Genomic DNA, 22,510 nt, shown 5'->3' on the forward strand with positions numbered 1-22,510 from the left:
CGTGAATCAAACCATTTAATAGCGTAAGATATTTCGCATTAAATCGTGCAAGCTTCGCTCATTCAATAAGTTTCACCCTCTGTTAAAGGGAATTATCATTAACATTCACCGTTCAAAGTTATTAGAACGGTGAATGTTATTTGAATCCCACGTCCTTAAATAGCACCCTTACCAGAATAAAAAAGGCAGATATCAATTATCTGCCTTTTTTATTCATTGCGCCGACTTGGGTCGTAAACTTTCATCAAATATCAGTCGCTTTCGCCCCTCTTCCACCGCGCGTAGGGGTTCAACCTGATGCATCGTTTTTTTACAGCGTTCTACCAGTACCTGATATTCACGCGTCCCCTGTTTCTTCCACGCCATCTCCTGCTCGCTGAGTTCGCGGATAGCTTTAGCCGGGCTGCCAATAATTAGATGATTCGCAGGCATCTCCGCTTTTGCTTTCACAAAGGCCGCCGCACCGACAATACTGTTTTCGCCGATCACCGCACCATCCATCACCACCGCATTCATACCAACCAGCGCGTTACGGCGCACAATGCAGCCATGCAGTATGGCGCTATGTCCGATATGGCCATCTTCTTCCACCACCGTATCCTGCTCCGGGAAACCGTGCATCACACAGTTATCCTGAATATTCGCGCCATCTTTTACCACGATACGGCCAAAGTCACCGCGCAGACTGGCGTTTGGCCCAACGTACACACCTTTACCCAGGATGACGTCACCAATTAATACCGCGGTCGGATGAACATAGCTCTCGTCCGGCACTACCGGGGTTAAGCCATCAATCTGATACACTGGCATAAGACCTCCCTTCACTCACCGGCAACCCGCCAAATCGTTGATAAAATAGCGAGCCCGGCGCAGGCAGCTCGCCGACCGGGGTTTCGCCTTTTTCGCTGACAAAAGCCAGCGCGGCGGGAGCCACACGTTGATAAATGTTGATACAGAGCTGACGCGCGGAACCACCGAGCCAGTGTGCCGGAAGCAACTCCTCCGGCAACAGCGGGTCTTTCAGCACCACGCGTCGATAAAAGTGAATCAAAAGCAGTTGAATCTGGAATCCACGTTCCGGCGTAAGTTCATCCTCCTCTCGCAGCAACGGCAGCAATGGGCGGAACAACTGGATAAACGTGTCGTACATGGCATTCTGCTCGGTCAGTTGCCAGCACTCTTCCACGCGTGCGCTCAACGCTGCGCGCGACAGAGCCAGTGGCGAGTGGGCTTCAAAACAGATAACGTTTTCCGCGACACCCGCTTCATGCAGCAACGACTGCACATCAGCCATTTTCTGCGAGGGTGACGCCATCAGGCTCGGGGCAAGCGTGCCAAATCCTTGCCAGATAAGCTGTTTTTTGACGTCTGAGAGCGTTGCGCGATCAAGACCTTCGGACAGTAATAGCAGCCAGGTGCCATCCCAGGCGGGCGTTTCCGCACGGTAGATTTTATTTTCCGCGCGGCGAGTCAAGCGCTGACCTTTATCGCTCAGGCGATAAAAGCTGCGGCGGCCGATACGTTCCACATCCAGCCAGCCCTCTTTATTGAGACGAAACAGCGCGGTACGGACAAATCGTTCCCCAAATCCCAGACCTTCAAGCATCGCCGCCAGGCTGCCCAGCCAGACGGTACCACCGCGATGCAACAGAGAATCACCGTACAGCGAGGCGATCAATGACGTGCCGCTAATGGGCACCGATGACACAGCCTGCTGAATGAAGGTATCAATTTTACTCATCTGATTCATCCTGTTGTTATTGTTTTGATTTATGAATCATAGCATAGGTTTCCCCTCACCCCGGCCCTCTCCCAAAGGGAGAGGGAGAAGACCGCACCAGACAGCCCCTCTCCCTCAGGGAGAGGGCGAAGACCGCACCAGACAGCCCCCTCTCCCTCAGGGAGAGGGAGAAGACCGCACCAGACAGCCCCCTCTCCCTCAGGGAGAGGGAGAAGACCGCACCAGACAGCCCCCTCTCCCTCAGGGAGAGGGAGAAGACCGCACCAGACAGGCCCCTTTCCCTCAGGGAGAGGGAGAAAACCGCACCAGACAGTCCCCTCTCCCTCAGGGAGAGGGTTAGGGTGAGGGTGAAAGTTACACGCTGGCAATCTTACGCAAATCAAACACCCGACACGCTTTGCCTTCCGAACGCGGGATCGCACCACAGTTAACGATCGTCACATCGGTAGAGATCCCGACCATCGATTTAATGCGGTGGCGTAACTGGTGGCACACCTGACAGCGCTGTTCATGGCTCAAGTACAAACTGCTCTCTTTCAGCTCAACCTGAATCGACAAGGAATCCAGATGCCCACGACGATTCACTTCCAGCTGATAATGTGGTGAAAGATGTTCAAACTTCACAATCTCTTCTTCCAGCTGTGACGGGAAGACGTTCACGCCGCGAATAATCAGCATATCGTCGCTGCGCCCGCTGATGCGATCCATACGACGCATGGTGCGTGCGGTGCCTGGCAGCAGGCGTGTCAGATCGCGGGTACGATAACGAATTACCGGCAGCGCTTCTTTGGTCAGCGTCGTGAACAGTAATTCGCCATGTTCTCCATCATTTAGCACTGTGCCATCATTCGGGTTAACGATTTCTGGATAGAAATGATCTTCCCAGATGGTTGGGCCATCGGCGGTTTCAATACACTCCATTGCCACCCCCGGCCCCATCACTTCAGACAGGCCATAGATATCCAGCGCGGTAATCCCCAGACGGCTCTCAATCTCTTTACGCATCGCCATCGTCCACGGCTCAGCACCAAATACGCCAACGCGAAGTGAGCACTGAGTTGCATCGCCGCCCATTTGACGTTCCAGTTCTTCAATCAGATTCAGGCAGTAGGAAGGCGTCACCATAATCATATCCGGCTGAAAATCGCGGATAAGCTGCGCCTGTTTTTCAGTCTGGCCGCCGGACATTGGGATAACCGTCGCCCCCAAACGTTCTGCACCGTAGTGCGCCCCCAGCCCGCCCGTAAACAGGCCATAGCCGTAGGCGACGTGGATTTTATCTTTCGGTGTGCCGCCCGCCGCACGCAGAGAGCGCGCGACAATATCCGCCCAGTTATTGATATCATTCTGGGTATAGCCGACCACGGTTGGTTTACCGGTGGTACCGGAAGAAGCATGCACGCGCACCACCTGCTCCATCGGTACGGCAAACATGCCGAACGGATAGTTATCGCGCAGATCCTGCTTGGTGGTGCACGGGAATTTTTCGATGTCCTTCAATTCTTTGAAGTCATCCGGGTGAACGCCCGCTTCATCGAATTTGCGGCGATACATCGGCACATTTTCGTAGGCGTGATTGAGAGTCCACTTCAGGCGTTGCGTTTGCAGTGCCTGCAGCTCGTCCAGCGATGCTTTTTCGATTGGGTCCAGCTTTGTATTTGTTGTCATTATAGGGTACTCGCAGGTAAAAATTAGCTCACACACGCTCCAGGATCATGGCGATGCCCTGACCCACACCAACACACATCGTACACAGGGCGTAACGGCCCTGACGGCGCTGCAGCTCAAGGCTGGCGGTAAGCGCCAGTCTCGCGCCACTCATGCCCAACGGATGGCCTAAGGCGATGGCGCCTCCGTTTGGGTTAATATGCGGCGCCTCGTCGGGCAGCCCTAACTGTCTGAGCACGCCCAGCGCCTGCGCGGCGAAGGCTTCATTCAGCTCGATAACATCCATATCAGTGATACTTAAACCCGCACGCTCCAGCACTTTACGTACCGCAGGTACCGGGCCCAGCCCCATCAGACGCGGCTCAACGCCCGCCGTCGCCATCGCGACGATACGCGCACGTGGAGTCAGGCCCTGCGCGATAGCCTGCTGTTCGCTTGCAACGATCAAAGCCGCCGCACCATCGTTGACACCAGAGGCGTTACCTGCGGTGATGACGCCATTCGCACGGAACGGCGCTTTTAGTTTGCTTAGCTGTTCCAGCGTCGTTTCCGGGCGCAAATGTTCGTCATCCAGCACATCGGTAAACGTGCCCTTTTTTCCCGGCACGCGCACAGCGACAATTTCTTCGGCAAACACGCCGTCGCGCTGGGCTTTCGCGGCACGCTGTTGGCTGCGATAAGCGAAAGCATCCTGATCGTCGCGACTAATATTTAACAATTCAGCTACATTCTCTGCCGTTTCCGGCATGCTGTCAGTACCAAAGTATTGCTGCATGAGCGGGTTCACAAAACGCCAGCCGATGGTGGTATCAAACAGTTCGGCCTGACGCTGGAAAGGCGCGGTGGCCTTGCCCATCACAAACGGTGCGCGCGACATCGACTCGACGCCACCCGCCACCAGCAGGTCGGCGTCACCGGCTTTAATCGCGCGGGCGGCAAAGCCAATCGCATCGAGGCCAGAACCGCATAAACGGTTGATGGTGGTGCCGGAAACATCCTGCGGATAGCCCGCCAGCAGCAGCGCCATACGCGCCACATCACGGTTATCTTCCCCGGCCTGATTTGCGCAGCCGAGGATCACGTCATCAATACGCGTGGGATCAAGCTTTGGGTTACGCACCAGCAGTTCGCGCAGCGGAACCGCCGCCAGATCGTCAGCCCGCACGCCTGAGAGCGCACCTGCATAGCGGCCAATCGGGGTACGAATTCCGTCACAAATAAATGCATCACGCATCAGGCTTCTCCTGTTACCGTGCCGCCGATGCGGTGGGATTTACCGCGAAACAGGGCTACCGTTTTTTGTTGTTGGTTCACAATTTCGATGTCATAAACGCCAGTCTGTTTCCCCTGATGTTTTACCCGTGCAGTGGCGGTCAGTTTGTCGCCTGCAAATCCTGGGCGCAGGAAATCAATCGAGCAGGCTGAAGCCACTGCCGCCAGCCCCTGACTGTTACAGGCGTAGGCAAAAGCGGTATCCGCCAGTGAAAACAGTTGCCCGCCGTGGCAGGTCTGGTGGCCGTTCAGCATGCTCGGCACAACAGTCATGGTGAGCACTGCAAACCCTTCATCCATTTCGATGATGTCGATGCCCAATGCCTGTGCGCAGGTGTCGCGCGCATACATCGCGTGGGCATTTTGCCATGCGTTACTCATGGTGATTCTCCAGCAGCGCACGCTGGCGCAGTAAGGAAGATGGACGGTAGCGCTCTTCGCCGTAATGGGCTTGCAGGTTTTCCAGCACGCGCAGCACGCGTGCCCAGCCAAGTTCCGCGCCCCACTGCAACGGCCCTTTCGGGTAATTAACACCAAGACGCATCGCCGTATCGATATCCGGTTCACTGGCAACGTGTTTCTGCACCGCATCCAGCGCTTCGTTCGCCAGCATCGCGACCGTGCGCCATACCAGAAGCCCAGGGTAATCGGTAACTTGCAGCACTTTTTTGCCCTGCTTCTGGAAGTAGTACACGGCTTTATCAGTATCAACCTGAGCGTTAGTCTGCGCGGCGGCCAGCACCACGACGTCCTTCTCGATTCGGTCAAAGACCACCACCGGGCGCTGATGTCGGGCTGCCAGTGCCAGCGCAGTTTCGCCCTGGGTTTCAATCAGCAGAAGATCGTCAATTGTGACACTGTCACCGTTTTCTGAGATCTCGCCAGGAACGGCTGAAACCGCTGCCAGATAAGGGTCAGAGACGGCTTCAACCGGCCAGCGATACACACCTTGCCCGCTCTTCTTACCCAATCGCCCGCCCAACACCAGTTCCTGTTGCAGCAGCGACGGTAAGAAACGGCGGTCCTGCCAGAAGGCATTAAATACTGAACTGGTGACCGCAAAGTTAACGTCATGACCAATCATGTCCGTCAGCGCCAGCGGCCCCATTGGGAATCCTCCGCCTTCACGCAGCGCCGCATCAATCACTTCTGGTGATGCAACCTGTTCTTCCAGGGCACGCCAGGCTTCGGCGTAGAACGGACGCGCAATGCGGTTAACGATAAAGCCCGGCGTTGAACGGCAGCGCACCGGCGTTTTACCCCACGCAGCGACACAGTTGCATAACGTTTCTGTCACCTCTGTCGACGTCGCCAGACCGCTCACCACTTCCACCAGCTTCATCACCGGCGCCGGGTTAAAGAAGTGCAGCCCCGCCACGCGTTCCGGATAAGGAACATCTGCCGCAATGGCCGTAATTGAAATGGATGAGGTATTACTGGTGAGCAGCGTCTGCGGCGGGCAAATTTCCGCCAACTGGCTGAAAAGCGCTTTTTTCACATCCAGCCGTTCTGAGGCCGCTTCAATCACCAGGTTAGCCGGTGCCAGCGAAGCGATATCGGCCACCGCAAAGATTTTTTTCAGCGTTTTTTCGCTCGCTTCGGCGCTCAGTTTGCCGCGCGAGACGCGGGAGTCCAGTCGCTGGCGAATGCCATCAATGGCGCGTGTGAGCGCGTCCTGATTGATATCAAACAGCAGCACGTCGTGCCCCGCCGCCGCCGCCACTTCCGCGATACCCGCCCCCATCGTGCCGCTGCCAATCACAGCAACCGTTTTGATTTCATGGCTCATGGCTTATTTCCCGCTGAACTGTGGTGGACGTTTCGCCAGAAATGCACTGACGCCTTCGCGATAGTCATCGCTGCGTCCGGCCATACGCTGGAAATCACGCTCCATATCCAGCTGTTGATCCAGGGTATGGGTTTCAGATGCCAGCAACGCCTGCTTGATAAGCCCTAAACCGTAGGTAGGCTGTGTGGCTAAATGGCGCGCCAGTGTCAGGCTGGTATCCGCCAGTTCGGCGTCATCCACCACCTGCCAGATCATGCCCCACTGTTGCGCCTGCTCGGCGCTCATTTTGTCACCCAGCAACGCCAGCCCCATTGCACGCGCGCGCCCGGCTGTGCGCGGCAGTAACCAGGTTCCACCACAATCGGGAACCAGCCCCAGCTTGCTGAACGCCATTACGAAATTGGCCGAACGCGCGGCAATCACCATGTCGCAGCCCAGTGCCAGCGTTGCACCCGCACCTGCTGCCACACCGTTTACGGCCGCAATCACCGGTTTCGGCAGTTTTGCCAGGCGGCGCACCAGTGGGTTATAAAAACGTTCTACGGACATGCCCAGATCCGGTGCCGGGCCGTTAGGATCGACATTACGATCGTTCAGATCCTGCCCCGCGCAAAAACCGCGCCCCGCGCCGGTGATCAGCAAACAACGGATGGTCTCGTCACGTTCCGCCTGCTTCAGGCACTCAGCAAGTTGCTGATGCATCACATCGTTAAAACTGTTGAGACGTTCCGGGCGATTAAGCGTAATGGTCATTACGCCCTGCTCAACATGACTCAAAATAAAAGCATCCACGATTAACGTCCTTTAAATTCTGGTTGGCGTTTTTGCAGAAAAGCGTTGATGCCTTCCTGACGATCTTCGGTTGCGCTCAGCAACGTAAACAGCTGGCGCTCCTGTTGCAGACCCGCATGCAGCCCAACTTCCTGCGACTGCCGCAGCGCCTGTTTTGCCGCCTGTAGCGCCAGTGGTGAGTGACGGGCGATGGTTTTTGCCAGTTTCAGAGCGTATTCGAGGGTTAAACCTGCCGGGTAGACGTCGCTCACCAGCCCGGCCTGCTGCGCCTGATGAACGTCAATCGCTTCACCCGTCAGCACCATTCGGCTGGCAAGCGCCTTGCCGACGCAGCGAATTAAACGCTGGGTACCGCCTGCGCCCGGCATAATGCCGAGCGTGATTTCCGGTAAGCCGAAACGGGCGTTATCACCGGCCACCACCGTGTCGCACAGCAGCACGAGTTCGCAGCCTGCGCCCAGCGCATAGCCATTGACGGCGGCAATCAGCGGTTTATTGAACGCATCGATACGCGCCCATAAACGCGGACGAATATCGTTGAGCGTGGCGGGCATATCGTTAGCCGCCATCTCGTTGAGATCTGCGCCAGCGGCGAAGAAACGGTCATTGCCGAAGATGACGCAGGCAGAAATTTCCGGTTCGCGCGCGGCCTTTTCCAGTTCGCTGGCGATTTGCTCCAGCAAGGCATTGTTCAGGGCGTTACGCGCCTGCGGGCGATTCAGCGTCAGCAGCAGCACGCGCTCGTGGCGTGCAACGATCAGTTCGCTCATGCCATCCCCTTCGCGTCGAAATCAACAACCACACCATCACCTTTCGGCAATGACTGACAACTCAGGACATATCCCGCCGCCACTTCATCTGGCTCAAGGCTATAGTTGGTCGCCATCTCCACTTCGCCGCGTAACACTTTGCATTTACAGGTGGCGCAGACGCCACCTTTACAGGCATACGGCAAGTCAGCGCCCTGACGCAGTGCGGCATCGAGAATGCTGTCATCCTCTGCATTCAGAGAGATCTGCCGGTCACGTCCATCATGACGAATCGTTACGCTGCGGCCTTCAGCCTGTACAGTCGAAACGCGTTTAATCGTGCTACCCGGTGTGTTGAAGCGCTCCAGGTGAATCGCTTTCTCCGGCATGCCTAACGTGCGCAGCGCGATTTCCGCGTCATCCATCATCGCCGCCGGGCCACAGATAAACGCTTCATCAAGCTGGTCGAACTGCACCAGATTGCGGGCCAGCGCGTGCAGTTTTTCACTGTTGATATGGCCAGAAAGCAGTTCGCTCTCCACGGTTTCCTGGCTAAACAGATTGATCAGTTGCAGGCGTTGCGGGTATTTGTCTTTCAGGTCGGCCAGCGCCTGACGGAACATCATGCTCTGGCTGCTGCGGTTACCGTAGATCAGCGTGAACTGGCTATTGGCTTCGGTGGTAAGCGTGGCTTCGATAATCGCCAGCATTGGCGTGATGCCAGAACCGGCGGCAATCGCCAGATAGCGGGCGGTGCGCTCAGCCTGCGGTTGATAGCCGAAGTGGCCCTGCGGCACCATCACCTCAAACGCCATACCTTGCTTGATATCGCTCTGGGCGAAGCGGGAGAAACGCCCGCCTTCAATGGCTTTCACCGCAACGCTAATTTGCCCCGGCGTACCGGTACGGCAGATGGAGTAGCAACGACGCAACTCTTCACCACCAATGCGGGTTTTCAGCGTCAGGTGCTGGCCAGGACGGAAAGCGTAAGCCTCCCGTAACGAGTCGGGTACGGCAAAAGTAATGGTCACCGCATCGCGGGTTTCCGGTTCCACTTTTGCCACCGTAAGCGAATGAAACGTCGTCATGGCAACCTCAAATACATTTGAAATAGTCGAAGGGTTCGCGGCAGCTATCACAGCGGTAGAGTGCTTTGCAGGCAGTCGAACCAAATTCGCTAATGAGCGAGGTGTGCGTGCTGCCGCAGCGCGGGCAGACCACATCCTCAGGAACCGATGCATGGCAGGCATGGGCCTGCGGCGGGCTAATGCCATACTGGCGTAAGCGTTCACGGGCATCGGCGTTCATCCAGTCGGTGGTCCAGGCAGGGTCAAGTTGCAGCACGATATTGACCGGGGTGAAGCCGTGTTCGGTCATCACGTCGCGAATAGCGCCCAACAAATGTTCGGTTGCCGGGCAGCCGGAGTAGGTCGGCGTAAAACCGATCTCCCAGCCGTCACCCTGCGGTGCGACGCTGCGCACCATGCCTAAATCGGTGATGGTGAGTACCGGGACTTCCGGGTCGGAGATCTCGCTCAACAGGCGCCAGATCTCATGCACTTTCGACGGTGCTATCGCGGCAATTCGTTGCACTATGACCTCCTGGTTACCACTGAAGCGCGGGGTAGATACGTTGCAGATATTGCATTTCCGCCAGCATCGGCCCCAGATGTTCGGTATGCAGACCTTGCTTGCCCCCGGTGCGGAAAGCCTCTTCTTCCGGCAGTTGCAGGCAGGCATCCGCAAGCGCGCTGCGCACGGTGGTCTGCCACTCGTCTTTCAGCTCGCGCACATCCACGGCGATGCCCTGCTCAATCAGTTCCTGCTCAACGGCATCCACTTCAAAAAGTTCGCCAGTAAAGCGCCAGATGTTGTTCAGCGCCTGCTGCATTTTCTGCGCGGAATCCGCAGTGCCGTCGCCCATACGCACCAGCCAGCCGCGGCTGAATCGCAGGTGATAACGCACTTCTTTAAGAGACTTGGCAGCAATGGCAGCAATTTGCGCATCGCGGCTCTGCACCAGGCGGCTGTAAAGCGCAACGTGCCAGGCGTCCATCAGAAACTGACGGGCGATGGTGTCGGCAAAGTTGCCATTCGGTTGTTCCGCCAGTAGCAGATTACTGAACTGGCGTTCTTCGCGACCGTAAGCCAGTGTGTCTTCATCGCCGCTGCCGTAACACTCAGCGGCATAGCTCAGGAAGTTGCGGGCCTGGCCGAGTAAATCGAGGCCGATGTTCGCCAGCGCCAGGTCAATTTCCAGCTCCGGCGCATGGCCGCACCAGGCGCCAAGACGCTGCGAGAGCACCAGGCCGTTGTCACCCAAACGTTGGGCATAAATCGCGACGGAATGTTGTGTCGTCATCACCAACCTCACATGTGCTCGATGCCATCAGGGATGGTGTAAAACGTCGGATGGCGATAGACCTTGCTTTCCGACGGGTCGAAAAATTCACCGCGTTCTTCCGGCTGCGAGGCGACGATTTCGCTCGCTTTCACTACCCAGATAGAACAGCCTTCGTTGCGACGGGTGTAGGCATCGCGCGCGTTTTCCAGTGCCATTGCGTCATCGGCGGCGTGAAGGCTGCCTACATGGCGGTGGGATAACCCCTGTTTGCTGCGAACAAAAACTTCATATAACGGCCAGTAAACATTGCTCATCGTGCTTCTCCTTATGCCGCGTTGCGGGTTTGTTGTTTTTGCGCATGCGCCAGCGCGGCTTCCCGCACCCACGCGCCCTCTTCCCAGGCTTTGCGTTTTGCGGCCAGGCGTTCGTGGTTACAGATGCCTCGGCCATGGATCACGTTGTTAAACTCATTCCAGTCAATTTCACCAAACCGGTAGAGGCCGGTTGCTTCATCAAAACGAAGGTCAGGATCAGGAATAGTCATCCCCAGCATTTCAACCTGCGGCACGGTGTTATCAACAAAGCGCTGACGCAGTTCGTCATTGGTAAACAGCTTGATGCGCCACTCCAGGCTCTGGGCACTGTTCGGCGAGTTATCGTCGTTCGGCCCGAACATCATCAGCGCCGGCCACCAGAAACGGTTGATCGCGTCCTGCAACATCTGGCGCTGAGATTCGCTCCCCTGTGCCAGCGCCATGCAGGCTTCATAGCCCTGACGCTGATGGAAGCTCTCTTCTTTACAGATTTTCACCATCGCACGGGCATACGGGCCGTAAGAGGTACGGCACAGCGCCACCTGGTTAACAATCGCCGCACCGTCAACCAGCCAGCCAATGACGCCGATATCGGCCCAGCTCAGGGTGGGATAGTTAAAAATGGAGGAGTACTTCATGCGTCCATCGAGCATCTTCTGGTAGATGTCTTCACGCGCACAGCCGAGGGTTTCTGCTGCGCTATAGAGATAGAGGCCGTGCCCCGCTTCATCCTGCACCTTCGCCAGCAGAATGGCTTTGCGACGCAGCGTTGGTGCACGGGTGATCCAGTTGCCTTCCGGCAACATGCCGACAATTTCAGAGTGGGCGTGCTGACCAATCTGGCGGATCAGCGTTTTACGGTAGGCGTCGGGCATCCAGTCCTGCGGTTCGATGGCCGTTTCCTGCGCGATGCGCTGGTTAAAGCGTTGTTCTTCTGTCACGTCATCACCTTTATGATTCTAAATTCACTCACTAACCTAATACATCTGAATCACTTTCTTTTTTAAAAGTTACACATTAGTTAAATAAAACCACAAATTTTGTTTGTGCATTATGTGACAACACTCGCAAAGCATTTCACAATAACCTTTATAAACATCAAGTTAACTTAGAGAACAAAATACGCAGCGATCACAATGTTAAAAAAACATTAAAAATCAGCTTGCGATTTATGATTCGCAATTTAACTATGTATAAGTAAATCACGTAACATTTGGAGATTAGCGATGCAGCAGTTAGCCAGCTTCTTATCCGGCGCATGGCAAACCGGCCAGGGGCGCGCCCGTACGATTCACCATGCCATCAGCGGCGAAGCACTGTGGGAAGTCACCAGCGAAGGGCTGGATATGGCGCAGGCCCGCCGTTATGCCATTGAGCAAGGCAGCAAAGCGCTCCAGGCGATGACCTTTATTGAACGTGCCGCCATGCTGAAGGCCGTGGCCAAACACCTGTTAGCGGAAAAAGAACATTTCTACGCGCTGTCAGCGCAAACCGGCGCGACGCGCGCAGACAGTTGGGTGGATATCGAAGGCGGGATCGGCACCCTCTTTACCTACGCAGGTCTCGGCAACCGGGAACTGCCGGACGACACGCTGTGGCCGGAAGATGAACTGATACCTCTTTCGAAAGCGGGCGGATTTGCCGCACGCCATGTGCTGACCTCAAAATCAGGCGTAGCCGTTCATATCAACGCCTTTAACTTCCCCTGCTGGGGCATGCTGGAAAAACTGGCCCCGACCTGGCTTGCCGGGATGGCGGCGATCATCAAACCGGCCACCGCCAGCGCCCAGCTCACCCAGGCGATGGTGAAGTCGATTGTCGACAGCGGTCTGGTGCCTGACGGCGCGCTAAGCGTCATCTGCGGTGGCGCGGGCGACCTGCTCGAAAAGCTCGACAGCCAGGACGTGGTCACCTTCACCGGTTCCGCAGCCACCGGGCAACAGCTGCGCGTGCATCCCAACATCGTGGCGAAGTCGATTCCGTTCACCATGGAAGCCGACTCTCTGAACTGCTGCGTGCTGGGCGACGATGTCACACCAGAGCAGCCAGAATTTGCTCTGTTCATTCGCGAGATTGTTCGCGAGATGACGGCCAAAGCGGGGCAAAAATGTACCGCGATTCGCCGTATCATCGTGCCGCAGAATCAAATCAATGCCGTCAGTGACGCCCTGATTGCGCGTTTGGGGAAAATCGTTGTCGGCGACCCGGCGCAGGAAGGCGTGAAGATGGGCGCGCTGGTGAATATTGACCAGCGTCAGGATGTGCAGGAAAAAGTGGACTTGCTGGTGGCCGCGGGATGTCAGATTCTGCTGGGTGGTAAAGCGGACGACAAAGCCGCTGGCGCATTCTTCCCGCCGACCTTGTTGCTCTGCCCGCAGCCAGATGAAATCAGCGCAGTCCATTCGGTTGAGGCCTTTGGCCCGGTTGCGACGCTGATGCCGTATCAGAACCGTGACCACGCGCTGGCGCTGGCACGGGCGGGTGAAGGTAGCCTGGCAGGCACGCTGGTGACCGCCGACGGCGCATTAGCGCGCGAGTTTATTCTCGGCGCGGCACGCGCGCACGGGCGTATTCAGGTACTCAACGAAGAGTCCTCAAAAGAATCGACCGGCCACGGCTCCCCCCTGCCGCAACTGGTACACGGTGGCCCGGGGCGCGCGGGCGGTGGCGAAGAACTGGGCGGCTTACGCTCGGTAAAACACTACATGCAGCGTACCGCTATTCAGGGTAGCCCGACCATGCTCGCCGCCATTGGCAAACAGTGGGTACGCGGCGCGGCAGTCACGGAAGATCGGGTGCATCCGTTCCGCAAATACTTCGAAGAGATCCAGCCAGGCGACAGCCTGCTGACCCATCGTCGCACGGTCACTGAAGCGGACGTGGTGAATTTCGCCTGTCTGAGCGGCGACCACTTCTACGCCCACATGGACAAACTCGCCGCCGCCGAATCGCTGTTTGGCGAGCGCGTAGCCCACGGTTACTTCCTGATTTCCGCCGCTGCGGGCCTGTTTGTTGACCCTGGCGTCGGGCCGGTTATCGCCAACTATGGCATGGAAAATCTGCGCTTTATCGAACCGGTCAAACCGGGTGACACCATCCAGGTGCGTCTGACCTGTAAGCGTAAAACTATCAAGCGACAGAAAACGGCGGAAGAGACACCTACCGGTGTGGTGGAATGGTCGGTTGAGATTTACAACCAGCACCAGCAGGCGGTAGCGCTCTATTCGATCCTGACGCTGGTCGCGCGGCAGAGCGGGGATTTCTAAGGCGCCCCCTCACCCTAACCCTCTCCCACAGGGAGAGGGTATCGACCGCACTCATGTTTCCCAATGAGCAGGTTTTCACCCTCTCCCTGCGGGAGAGGGCCGGGGTGAGGGAGAGCCCCCACAACCATGCCTCTCCGGAGGCATTTTTTATATCTGGCAAAACTGCCAAACAACCTGGCAGGAGCAGGCAAACCACTTCACAGCAAGGCTGTTAGGGTGAAAGCGTTAAAAACCGCCCGCAGAGAGCGGTAGCGAGCGAGAAACACAACAACAAGACGAGGTTTAAAATGGGAAGCTCCTCTATTTTTTCTCCCCGCAAGACGGCACTGGCTCTGGCCGTAGCCCTGTTTTGCGCCTGGCAATCGCCGGTTTTCGCCCACGGCGGCGAAGCCCACATGGTGCCGATGGATAAAACACTGGCCGATTTTGGCGCTGATGTGCAATGGGATGACTACGCACAAGTTTTCACGCTGATTAAAGACGGCGCGTACGTTAAAGTGAAACCGGGCGCTAAAACCGCGATCGTCAACGGCCAGACGCTGAATCTGCAGGTGCCGGTAGTGATGAAAGACAACAAAGCCTGGGTTTCTGATACCTTCATTAATGACGTATTCCAGTCTGGTCTGGATCAAACCTTCCAGGTAGAAAAAGCCCCTCACCCCCTCAACGCGCTGAGCGCGGATGAAATCAAGCAAGCCGTTGAGATAGTCAAAGCATCGCCAGATTTTAAACCGAATACCCGTTTTACCGAGATCTCACTGCGCTCGCCTGAGAAAGCCGCCGTGTGGGCCTTTGCACTGGAAGGCAAAGCCTTGACAGAACCGCGTAAAGCGGATGTCATCATGCTGGATGGCAAACACATCATCGAAGGCGTGGTTGATCTGCAAAATAAAAAGATTCTCTCCTGGCAGGCCATCAAAGACGCGCACGGCATGGTGCTGATTGATGACTTTGCCAGCGTGCAAAACATCATTAACGCCAGCACAGAATATGCTGAAGCACTGAAAAAACGCGGCATCAACGACCCGAAAAAAGCCATTACCACTCCGCTCACCGTGGGCTACTTTGACGGCAAAGACGGCCTTAAACAGGATGGACGCCTGCTGAAAGTGATCAGTTATCTGGATGTCGGCGACGGCAACTACTGGGCGCACCCGATTGAGAACCTGGTTGCGGTAGTTGACCTGGAACAGAAGAAGATTGTGAAGCTGGAAGAAGGCCCTGTGATCCCGGTGCCGATGGCCGCGCGCGCCTATGATGGGCGTGACCGCATTTCCCCGGCGGTGAAACTGCTGGATATCATTGAACCAGAAGGTAAAAACTACACCATCACTGGCGATATGATTCACTGGCGCAACTGGGGTTTCCATCTGAGCATGAACTCTCGCGTCGGGCCGATGATCTCGACCGTCACCTTTAACGACAACGGCACCAAACGTAAAGTGATGTACGAAGGATCGCTTGGCGGGATGATTGTGCCTTACGGCGATCCGGATATCGGCTGGTACTTCAAAGCGTACCTGGATTCCGGTGACTACGGTATGGGTACCCTCACCTCGCCTATCACGCGAGGCAAAGATGCGCCATCTAACGCCGTATTGCTGAACGAGACCATTGCCGACTACACTGGCACCCCCACCGAGATCCCCCGCGCAATCGCTATTTTCGAACGCTATGCCGGGCCGGAGTATAAGCACCAGGAGATGGGCCAGCCGAACGTCAGCACCCAGCGTCGTGAGCTGGTTGTGCGCTGGATAAGTACCGTAGGCAACTATGACTACATTTTCGACTGGATCTTCCACGAAAATGGCACCATCGGTATCGATGCAGGTGCCACCGGTATTGAAGCAGTGAAAGGCGTGAAGGCCAAAACTATGCACGACCCAAGCGCGAAAGACGATACCCGTTACGGCACGCTGATCGACCATAATATTGTCGGCACCACGCATCAGCACATCTACAACTTCCGCCTCGACCTCGACGTTGACGGTGAGAACAACAGCCTGGTGGCAATGGATCCGGTAGTGAAACCAAATACCGCAGGCGGCCCGCGCACCAGTACCATGCAGATTAATGAGTACGGCATCAGTAATGAGAAGGACGCCGCGCAGAAATTTGACCCGGGTACTATTCGCCTGTTGAGCAATCCAAATAAAGAAAACCGCATGGGTAACCCGGTTTCCTATCAGATAATCCCGTACGCGGGCGGCACGCATCCGGTTGCCAAAGGCGCACAGTTCTCTCCAGACGAGTGGATTTATCATCGCCTGAGCTTTATGGATAAACAGCTGTGGGTGACGCGCTATCATCCGGACGAGCGCTTCCCGGAAGGGAAATACCCGAACCGTTCAACCCACGACACCGGGCTCGGTCAGTACACCAAAGACAATGAGTCGCTGGACAACACCGATACGGTCGTGTGGATGACGACCGGCACCACGCACGTCGCGCGCGCCGAAGAGTGGCCGATCATGCCAACGGAATGGGTGCATACGCTGCTGAAACCGTGGAACTTCTTTGATGAAACGCCCACGCTGGGGGCGAAGAAAGAGAAGTGATGGAGTGAGTTGCAGGAACGGCGCTTTGCGCCGTTTCTGATTGTTGACGCTGTGCGCTTTGTTGATGCCGGATGCGCTACGCTTATCCGGCCTACATAATATTGCAGAAAACCCGTAGGCCGGATAAGCGTAGCGCATCCGGCACACTTTGCTCGCCAATGCCCGGAGCAAACACCTCCGGGCACAACATCAATTATTAATACCGCACACACACCGATTTCGTTTCACACCAGCCATCCAGCCAGTCCGGCCCGAAGTCGCGTCCGGTGCCCGACTGCTTCATCCCGCCAAACGGCAGGTTGGCATCGATTAAGGTGTGGCTGTTGACCCATACTGTGCCAGCTTCTAAGCGGTCGCCATATTCCAGCGCCTGTGACAGATTTTGCGTCCAGACGCTGGCGGTCAGGCCATATTCGGTGTCATTCGCCAGGCGCAACGCTTCTTCGCCATCAGCGACGCGTACCAGGTTTACCACCGGGCCAAAGACTTCTTCACGGGTTAAACGCAGCTTCGCGTCCGGGTTAACCACCAGCGTCGGCGCAACATAGTAACCGTCGCCCGCCGGGCCGTTTGCACCACGAATCAGCTCGGCATTATGCGCCTGAGCATCATCAAGGAATGAGAGCACTTTATCGCAATGCTGACGCGAGACCAGCGGGTTGATGTGCGCCGAGGGTGACATGCCCGGCCCCACCTGCAACGACTTCACCGCCTGCTCAAAACCGCTGACCAGCGTGTCGAACAGCGGCGCTTCGATATAAATGCGCGAACTGGCGGCACACACCTGGCCCTGGTTCAGGAAACTCCCGGTCATCAGGCCTTCAATCACCCACTCCGGGTTGGCATCTTTCAGCACAATCGCCGGGTTTTTACCGCCCAGCTCCAACGTCACGCGGGTCAGACGATCGGCAGCGGTACGCGCGATCTGCTTGCCCGTTGCGGTCGAGCCGGTAAAGCTCACTTTCGCCACATGGGGATGTGACGTCAGCGCCGCGCCACACACCGCGCCGGAACCCGTCACGACGTTAAACACGCCTTCCGGGATACCCGCTTCCACTGCCAGCTCAGCCACGCGCAGCATGGTGAGCGGCGTAGTTTCCGACGGTTTGATCACGATAGAACAGCCCGCCGCCAGCGCGGGCATCACTTTCCACATGCCGATCATCAGCGGGAAGTTCCACGGCACGACACCCGCAACCACCCCCACCGGCTCTTTACGCGTCCACGCCTGATAGCGTGCGCCCTGCGGCAACGGAATGGAGAGATCCAGTGTTTTACCGGCAATCTTCGTCGTCAGGCCTGCGGTATAGCGCATCCAGTTGAGCGTGCATCCCACTTCAAACGCGCGGGAAATGGCGATAGATTTGCCCTGCTCCAGCGTCTCCAGTTGTGCCAACTCTTCGCTATGCTGCTCAACCAGGTCGGCAAAGCGCAGCAGAATGCGTTCACGCTCGGCAGGTAAGCGCCCCGCCCATAAGCGCGACACAAACGCTTTCCACGCCGACATCACCGCGAGGTCAACATCCGCCTCGCTGGCATCGGCAGTCGAGGAAATGGCCTGCCCGGTCGCCGGGTTAAAAATCGTCAGCCGTTTATCGCTCTGTGACGGCACCTGCTGGCCATCGATCCAGAGACCGTGCTGGCGGTCGAGAAATTGTTGTACGTTATTAAGTACCGCTACGTTTGCCTCTGACATAGATTTTCCTTATTACTTACCCATCGTGATTTCAGTCTACTCACTCTGTGACAATGGCGCTTTTATCCCCGTGACATTCGCTTTGTCTGCTGTGACAGGCTCCGCAAATAGCGACAATAGTCGACTCTCCCTCTATAACTTGTGAGACTTCTTTCCTATAGTCAGCGTCATTAGCTTCGTTTAGCGCAACATAAATGCAACACTGATAAAACATTTAACAGAGCGATAAAGAGCCATGACCCCCGTTGTCAATCGTGAATTTGAGCAGTGGCTGAACCAGATTAATCAGGTATGCGGCAATTTTGCCGGGAATCCGTTGGCGGACAATTTTGTCGGCAAACTGGAAACCAGCTATGCCAAAGGGTTGAAACTCAGCACCGTCACCACCCGTGGCGCGTCGCTTTTTCGCACCTCGCAGGAAATTAAAGGGGGTGATGACGCCTGGTTTTATACGGTGTTTCAGTTGAGTGGCCAGGCCATGATGGAGCAGGACGCGCGTCAGGTGGTGATTGGCGCGGGCGATATCTCTCTGATTGACGCCTCTCGCCCGTGCTCGCTGTACTGGGAACAGGATTCGCGACAAATTTCACTTCTGCTGCCGCGCCCTCTGCTGGAGCAGCATTTTCCACATCAGAAGATCGGCTGCGCCGAGCGCTTGCCCTCAAACCTGCCAATGGTGCAGTTGAGCCACAGCCTGTTGCAGGAGAGCATGAACAACACGGCGATGTCGGAGAGTGAAAGCGAAGCCGCATTACAGGCGATGGTGTGCCTGCTGCGCCCGGTGCTGCATCAGCGTGAATCCATTCCGCCTCGCCGCGAGCGCCAGTTTCAAAAGGTCGTCACGCTGATTGACGATAATATTCGTGAAGAGACGTTGCGCCCGGAATGGATCGCTGGTGAGACGGGAATGTCGGTGCGCAGTCTGTACCGCATGTTTGCCGATAAGGGGCTGGTCGTCGCGCAGTATATTCGCAACCGTCGCCTCGATTTTTGCGCCGAGGCGATTCGTCACGCCGGGGAAGATGAAAAACTGGCCGGAATTGGTTTTAACTGGGGTTTCACCGACCAGAGCCATTTTTCAACGGCCTTTAAGCAGCGTTTTGGCCTAACCCCAGGGGAATACCGCCGTAAGAGCCGTTGATTACTTACGCATCCACTTGCCGTTCAGCCCCTGCACATACTCACCGGGCTGCGCTTTGGCGATCAACTTTTTGCCCGCCAGTTTTGCCACTTCATCGACCGGAATATTGTTGGTTTCCGCCAGTTGCTGATAGCTCTGGCTTCTCGCCTGATTGATGTTTTGCACCAGGGTGAGCGTCTCTTTATCCTGCTTTAAGGCCGCGATATAACCGCTTTGCGTCTCACCGACGCGCCCCTGTTGGCGGGCTTCATTCAGGGTCAGCGCCATCGCTTGTACGCTGAAAAGCCCCAGCGCCAGCAGTGCCCATATGCGTTTTTTCATCATCCTGACCTCAGAACAAATCGCTGCGTGATTTCAGTAGGTTTTCCACGTCTTTATCGACTTTAATGTGGATCTCATGCTCGATTTTCACATTCATATTGATGGTTATCGGCTCTTTTGGCGCGGCCACTTCAATGCGTGGCGTGCAGCCCGACAGCAGTGTGGTTGCCAGCAAACTCAGCATGGCGATGGTGATTTTCATTATTGCTCCTTACATTCCTTGCCGCCGTCACACCGCGATACCGGAAGCGTCGCGTGTTGCTCAAGCCATGACTGAAGATTGTCGCCAAAGCGCAGGCTTCGCCACAAATCAAAAACGTTTTCCTGATGCGTGTAATTTAAATGCACCGTATTACTTTTGCCATCGACACGACTGGTGCCACTGATTCTCGCATCCAGGGTCAGCATCCCGAGGTTATCTAAATTGATTTTCGTCCACGAGCGGGAAATTTCCATATAGCGCAGCCAGTTAATGGCCGCGCCTGCAGCGATATTATCCTCGACAATCGCATCCGCCATGTCTTTATCGACACGCAGCGTCATCGGGCCGGGATTATTCAGCCAGCCATCTTTGATTATCCATTTGTCATTATTAAGCCACAGCGGCAGCGCGCCGTTCACCGCACCAGACATGGCGAACTGTTTGGTGTTCACCGCGCTAACAAGCTCGCTGGTTGAGATATTTTGCAGACGCAGCAGCGCCGGATCATGCTGCGGCATACGAAGCTGTTGCATGGTGAGTTTTCCGCCCAGAATATCGACGCTGACGTTGCTTAACTGTAGCGGCGACGCTTCGCTATAAGGCCAGGTGCCCTGTAAATCAGCGGTGACGTTTTTCGCCGTCACCTGGTTGACGATTTCGGCGATACGCAGTGAGACGGGGTGACGCGTGCCTAAATCCCAGACGCCCTCTTTAAAGCGGAACGGCAGCACAAAATCAACGCCGTTCACCTGGTTATCCGGCATCCAGGCGCTACCGCCCTTCAGCACGCCGTGTCCGCCCGCTTCAAAACCTTGCCCGGCGGCGGCGGAAAACGCCACCTGCGCATAAAGCTCGCCATCGCGCAGCGCCATTTTGAGATCAGGCGGAACGAGCGGCTGGAAGACAGTTAACGACTGCTTCGGCCACCACGCCTGACCGCGCAGACGTTCGCCATCCCAGCGGCCACTGAGCTGTATCGGGCCAATCGCCTGCGCGCGCAGATTACCCTTGAACAGGAAAAATGTCGGGTCGCGCCCGTCAACGCTGAATTTGAACGTTGATGGCGGCAGAACGCTGCCCCCGGTAAAGGTGGTTTCTGCTGCATCCAGTGAAAGCGCGCCTTTAAAGGAAGGGTGCCGTTCATCACGCTCCCAGTGGATGGGCTCCTCCAGCACCAGACGCGGCTTCGCCATCGTCATGGTGCCGTACTGCAGTTTATCGAACCCGGTGGAGAGCGTATTGAGCACGATTGCGCTATCGCGCCACATGCCGGTGCCCTTCACGTCCCAGCGCGCCTGCATGGGCGTAAAGTGTCCATCGCCCCAGTAGCGCCACGCCCAGGTGCCTTTATCCGGCAAAAAGTTGTCGGCTTTACCGTCGAGATGCAGAACAAAATCTCCTGCCGCGTCTTCGTGGGCTTTTAAAATCGCCTGTAAGCGGCCATCCACTCCCTGTCGCGCAACTTTGACCCCCGCCAGCGGCCAGCGAATGTCGTCGATGTTCAGAGAGTCTATAATTCGGCCCCGCGAGCGCAGCAGCGCGCCGGGCAGGAAGGTCAGCGTCGGGTCGGTGAGCATACCCTTCAGATGCGCAGGCAGCACCGCATAAAGAATTAAATCCCCCTGCTTGGCTTCGCCCGTTAGCTGCAACGGCATATCGCTATTGTCCATGCTGAGTTTGCCAGGGCCAATGGTCAGCACGGCGTTGCCCTTACCCGCATCGCCTGAAGTCAGTATGTTCAGGCGGCCGGCGATTTGCATCTGCTCCAGCCCTTTCTGCCAGTCATCAATTTTCAGCCCCACGCGCCCGCTAAGCGGAATGCCCTCCTGAAACGGCCAGCTCCAGCGGCCATCGCTCAGGGTGAGTTGCTGCTCGGTGAGCGTCCATGGAAGATCAAGCAACGGATCCGGTTCGCCGCGCGCCATCGCCAGTAACTGGCCCTGATTACCGTTCCAGTCCAGTTCTGCATCCACCAGCGGGGAGACCTGTGGCAACTGGAACGTCGATTCAACATGTCCCTGCACCGGTAAACCGTCCGGTACCAGCGGCATGGTAAATTTCCCCACCAGTTTCAGCGGCGGTTCATTGTCCATCACCTGCGCTTCAAACTGGCTGACAGTCAAGGCTTGCCCTTCAAGGCGTGCACTGAGCTTCGCGTCCGGCCCGTCATAATGAATTTCCTGACGCTGCGGCGTCAGAGAAAGTGCAAGCTTGCCCTGCCATTTTTCCCATGGAGCCAGGCGCAGATTATCAATGGTAAGCCAGGTGTTCGGCAGCATTGACTGCCACTCGGCAAGCGTACGCGGCGCGCCGGGGACGGCATCTGTCTGTGGCAGTTTACTAAAGCAGGCGGAATCAATATTGACGCTACCGGCATGCAACTGCCAGCGGCTGGGATGCGACAGAGAAACGTTCTCCAGACGCGCCAGTGTGCAATCACCGGCAAAATATCTCAGGTCAGGGATCTGGAGCCCGCTGCGGGTAATTTTGGGGCTTTGTTCAAAAGCGATACGGGTTCCGGTCGGTAGCCAGATCCCGACGAGCGTCGGCACCCAGTAACCCAGCGTCATCGCCAGGGTTAACGGCAGCAGAATAATAAGCAGAAGAAGCGCTAAAGCGGCTTTGTATTTACCCTTCATGGGTTAATTAATATCCAG

At 56.4% G+C, this 22,510-nt stretch carries 19 protein-coding genes and 1 pseudogene; 3 read left to right on the forward strand and 17 right to left on the reverse strand.

What is annotated here, in order from left to right:
* Positions 1 to 213: 213 nt before the first annotated feature.
* The 13 genes and pseudogenes from paaY to paaA all read right to left on the reverse strand — a co-directional run bounded on the left by paaY (position 214) and on the right by paaA (position 11,610).
* Complete coding sequence (gene paaY / locus ACOXYR_RS10945; RefSeq protein WP_113856819.1) at positions 214 to 810, reverse strand: phenylacetic acid degradation protein PaaY; 597 nt, start codon at positions 808 to 810, stop codon at positions 214 to 216.
* Positions 783 to 1,741, reverse strand: a pseudogene (gene paaX, locus ACOXYR_RS10950) (phenylacetic acid degradation operon negative regulatory protein PaaX). The gene paaY and the pseudogene paaX overlap by 28 nt, the downstream one beginning before the upstream one ends.
* A 354-nt stretch (positions 1,742 to 2,095) precedes the next feature.
* Entirely contained in the window at positions 2,096 to 3,409 is a 1,314-nt protein-coding gene (gene paaK, locus ACOXYR_RS10955) for a phenylacetate--CoA ligase PaaK (protein WP_189623206.1), read from the reverse strand.
* Between the two features lie 28 nt (positions 3,410 to 3,437).
* A complete protein-coding gene (gene pcaF / locus ACOXYR_RS10960) occupies positions 3,438 to 4,643 on the reverse strand; it encodes a 3-oxoadipyl-CoA thiolase (protein ID WP_421355151.1) in 1,206 nt (401 codons plus the stop codon).
* Positions 4,643 to 5,062 (reverse strand): hydroxyphenylacetyl-CoA thioesterase PaaI, encoded by a 420-nt coding sequence (gene paaI / locus ACOXYR_RS10965; protein WP_108474148.1) that lies wholly within the window; start codon positions 5,060 to 5,062, stop codon positions 4,643 to 4,645. The genes pcaF and paaI overlap by 1 nt, the downstream gene beginning before the upstream one ends.
* Complete coding sequence (locus ACOXYR_RS10970) at positions 5,055 to 6,470, reverse strand: 3-hydroxyacyl-CoA dehydrogenase (RefSeq protein ID WP_421355152.1); 1,416 nt, start codon at positions 6,468 to 6,470, stop codon at positions 5,055 to 5,057. The genes paaI and ACOXYR_RS10970 overlap by 8 nt, the downstream gene beginning before the upstream one ends.
* Before the next feature lie 3 nt (positions 6,471 to 6,473).
* Positions 6,474 to 7,262: a 2-(1,2-epoxy-1,2-dihydrophenyl)acetyl-CoA isomerase PaaG gene (paaG, locus tag ACOXYR_RS10975; protein ID WP_108474146.1), complete on the reverse strand. Its 789-nt coding sequence runs from the start codon at positions 7,260 to 7,262 to the stop codon at positions 6,474 to 6,476.
* 2 nt (positions 7,263 to 7,264) lie between these two features.
* Positions 7,265 to 8,032 (reverse strand): 2,3-dehydroadipyl-CoA hydratase PaaF, encoded by a 768-nt coding sequence (gene paaF, locus ACOXYR_RS10980; protein WP_421355153.1) that lies wholly within the window; start codon positions 8,030 to 8,032, stop codon positions 7,265 to 7,267.
* The gene (paaE, locus tag ACOXYR_RS10985; RefSeq protein ID WP_421355154.1) at positions 8,029 to 9,099 is read right to left on the reverse strand and encodes a 1,2-phenylacetyl-CoA epoxidase subunit PaaE; all 1,071 of its coding nucleotides are present in this window, start codon (positions 9,097 to 9,099) and stop codon (positions 8,029 to 8,031) included. The genes paaF and paaE overlap by 4 nt, the downstream gene beginning before the upstream one ends.
* Before the next feature lie 7 nt (positions 9,100 to 9,106).
* Positions 9,107 to 9,604 (reverse strand): 1,2-phenylacetyl-CoA epoxidase subunit PaaD, encoded by a 498-nt coding sequence (gene paaD, locus ACOXYR_RS10990; RefSeq protein WP_421355155.1) that lies wholly within the window; start codon positions 9,602 to 9,604, stop codon positions 9,107 to 9,109.
* A 13-nt stretch (positions 9,605 to 9,617) separates the two neighbouring features.
* Positions 9,618 to 10,373: a 1,2-phenylacetyl-CoA epoxidase subunit PaaC gene (gene paaC / locus ACOXYR_RS10995; RefSeq protein ID WP_350436210.1), complete on the reverse strand. Its 756-nt coding sequence runs from the start codon at positions 10,371 to 10,373 to the stop codon at positions 9,618 to 9,620.
* 8 nt (positions 10,374 to 10,381) lie between these two features.
* A complete protein-coding gene (gene paaB / locus ACOXYR_RS11000) occupies positions 10,382 to 10,669 on the reverse strand; it encodes a 1,2-phenylacetyl-CoA epoxidase subunit PaaB (protein ID WP_015964556.1) in 288 nt (95 codons plus the stop codon).
* 11 nt (positions 10,670 to 10,680) lie between these two features.
* Positions 10,681 to 11,610 (reverse strand): 1,2-phenylacetyl-CoA epoxidase subunit PaaA, encoded by a 930-nt coding sequence (paaA, locus tag ACOXYR_RS11005; RefSeq protein ID WP_421355156.1) that lies wholly within the window; start codon positions 11,608 to 11,610, stop codon positions 10,681 to 10,683.
* A gap of 285 nt (positions 11,611 to 11,895) precedes the next feature.
* Between paaA and paaZ the strand changes: the two genes are divergently transcribed.
* Both paaZ and tynA read left to right on the forward strand, forming a co-directional pair.
* The gene (paaZ, locus tag ACOXYR_RS11010; protein WP_421355157.1) at positions 11,896 to 13,935 is read left to right on the forward strand and encodes a phenylacetic acid degradation bifunctional protein PaaZ; all 2,040 of its coding nucleotides are present in this window, start codon (positions 11,896 to 11,898) and stop codon (positions 13,933 to 13,935) included.
* A gap of 287 nt (positions 13,936 to 14,222) precedes the next feature.
* The gene (tynA, locus tag ACOXYR_RS11015) at positions 14,223 to 16,493 is read left to right on the forward strand and encodes a primary-amine oxidase (RefSeq protein ID WP_421355158.1); all 2,271 of its coding nucleotides are present in this window, start codon (positions 14,223 to 14,225) and stop codon (positions 16,491 to 16,493) included.
* Positions 16,494 to 16,689: 196 nt separating this feature from the next.
* Here tynA and ACOXYR_RS11020 read toward each other — a convergent pair whose 3' ends face one another.
* Positions 16,690 to 18,189: an aldehyde dehydrogenase family protein gene (locus ACOXYR_RS11020; RefSeq protein ID WP_421355159.1), complete on the reverse strand. Its 1,500-nt coding sequence runs from the start codon at positions 18,187 to 18,189 to the stop codon at positions 16,690 to 16,692.
* A gap of 235 nt (positions 18,190 to 18,424) precedes the next feature.
* Between ACOXYR_RS11020 and feaR the strand changes: the two genes are divergently transcribed.
* A complete protein-coding gene (feaR, locus tag ACOXYR_RS11025; RefSeq protein WP_421355160.1) occupies positions 18,425 to 19,330 on the forward strand; it encodes a transcriptional regulator FeaR in 906 nt (301 codons plus the stop codon).
* On the opposite strand, the gene ACOXYR_RS11030 is transcribed toward feaR, so the two are convergent.
* The 3 genes from ACOXYR_RS11030 to ACOXYR_RS11040 are packed head-to-tail and all read right to left on the reverse strand — an operon-like array spanning position 19,331 to position 22,492.
* Positions 19,331 to 19,651, reverse strand: a complete 321-nt coding sequence (locus tag ACOXYR_RS11030; protein WP_373300309.1) for a YdbL family probable chaperone protein — start codon at positions 19,649 to 19,651, stop codon at positions 19,331 to 19,333.
* Positions 19,652 to 19,661: 10 nt separating this feature from the next.
* On the reverse strand, positions 19,662 to 19,853 hold the full coding sequence (locus ACOXYR_RS11035; RefSeq protein ID WP_108474135.1) for a YnbE family lipoprotein: 192 nt from the start codon (positions 19,851 to 19,853) through the stop codon (positions 19,662 to 19,664).
* Complete coding sequence (locus ACOXYR_RS11040; protein ID WP_421355161.1) at positions 19,853 to 22,492, reverse strand: YdbH family protein; 2,640 nt, start codon at positions 22,490 to 22,492, stop codon at positions 19,853 to 19,855. Before ACOXYR_RS11040 ends, ACOXYR_RS11035 begins: the two co-directional genes overlap by 1 nt.
* Between the last annotated feature and the right edge of the window lie 18 nt (positions 22,493 to 22,510).

The organism is Pseudocitrobacter faecalis, from assembly GCF_965231525.1.
GTDB classification, from domain to species: Bacteria; Pseudomonadota; Gammaproteobacteria; order Enterobacterales; family Enterobacteriaceae; genus Pseudocitrobacter; species Pseudocitrobacter faecalis.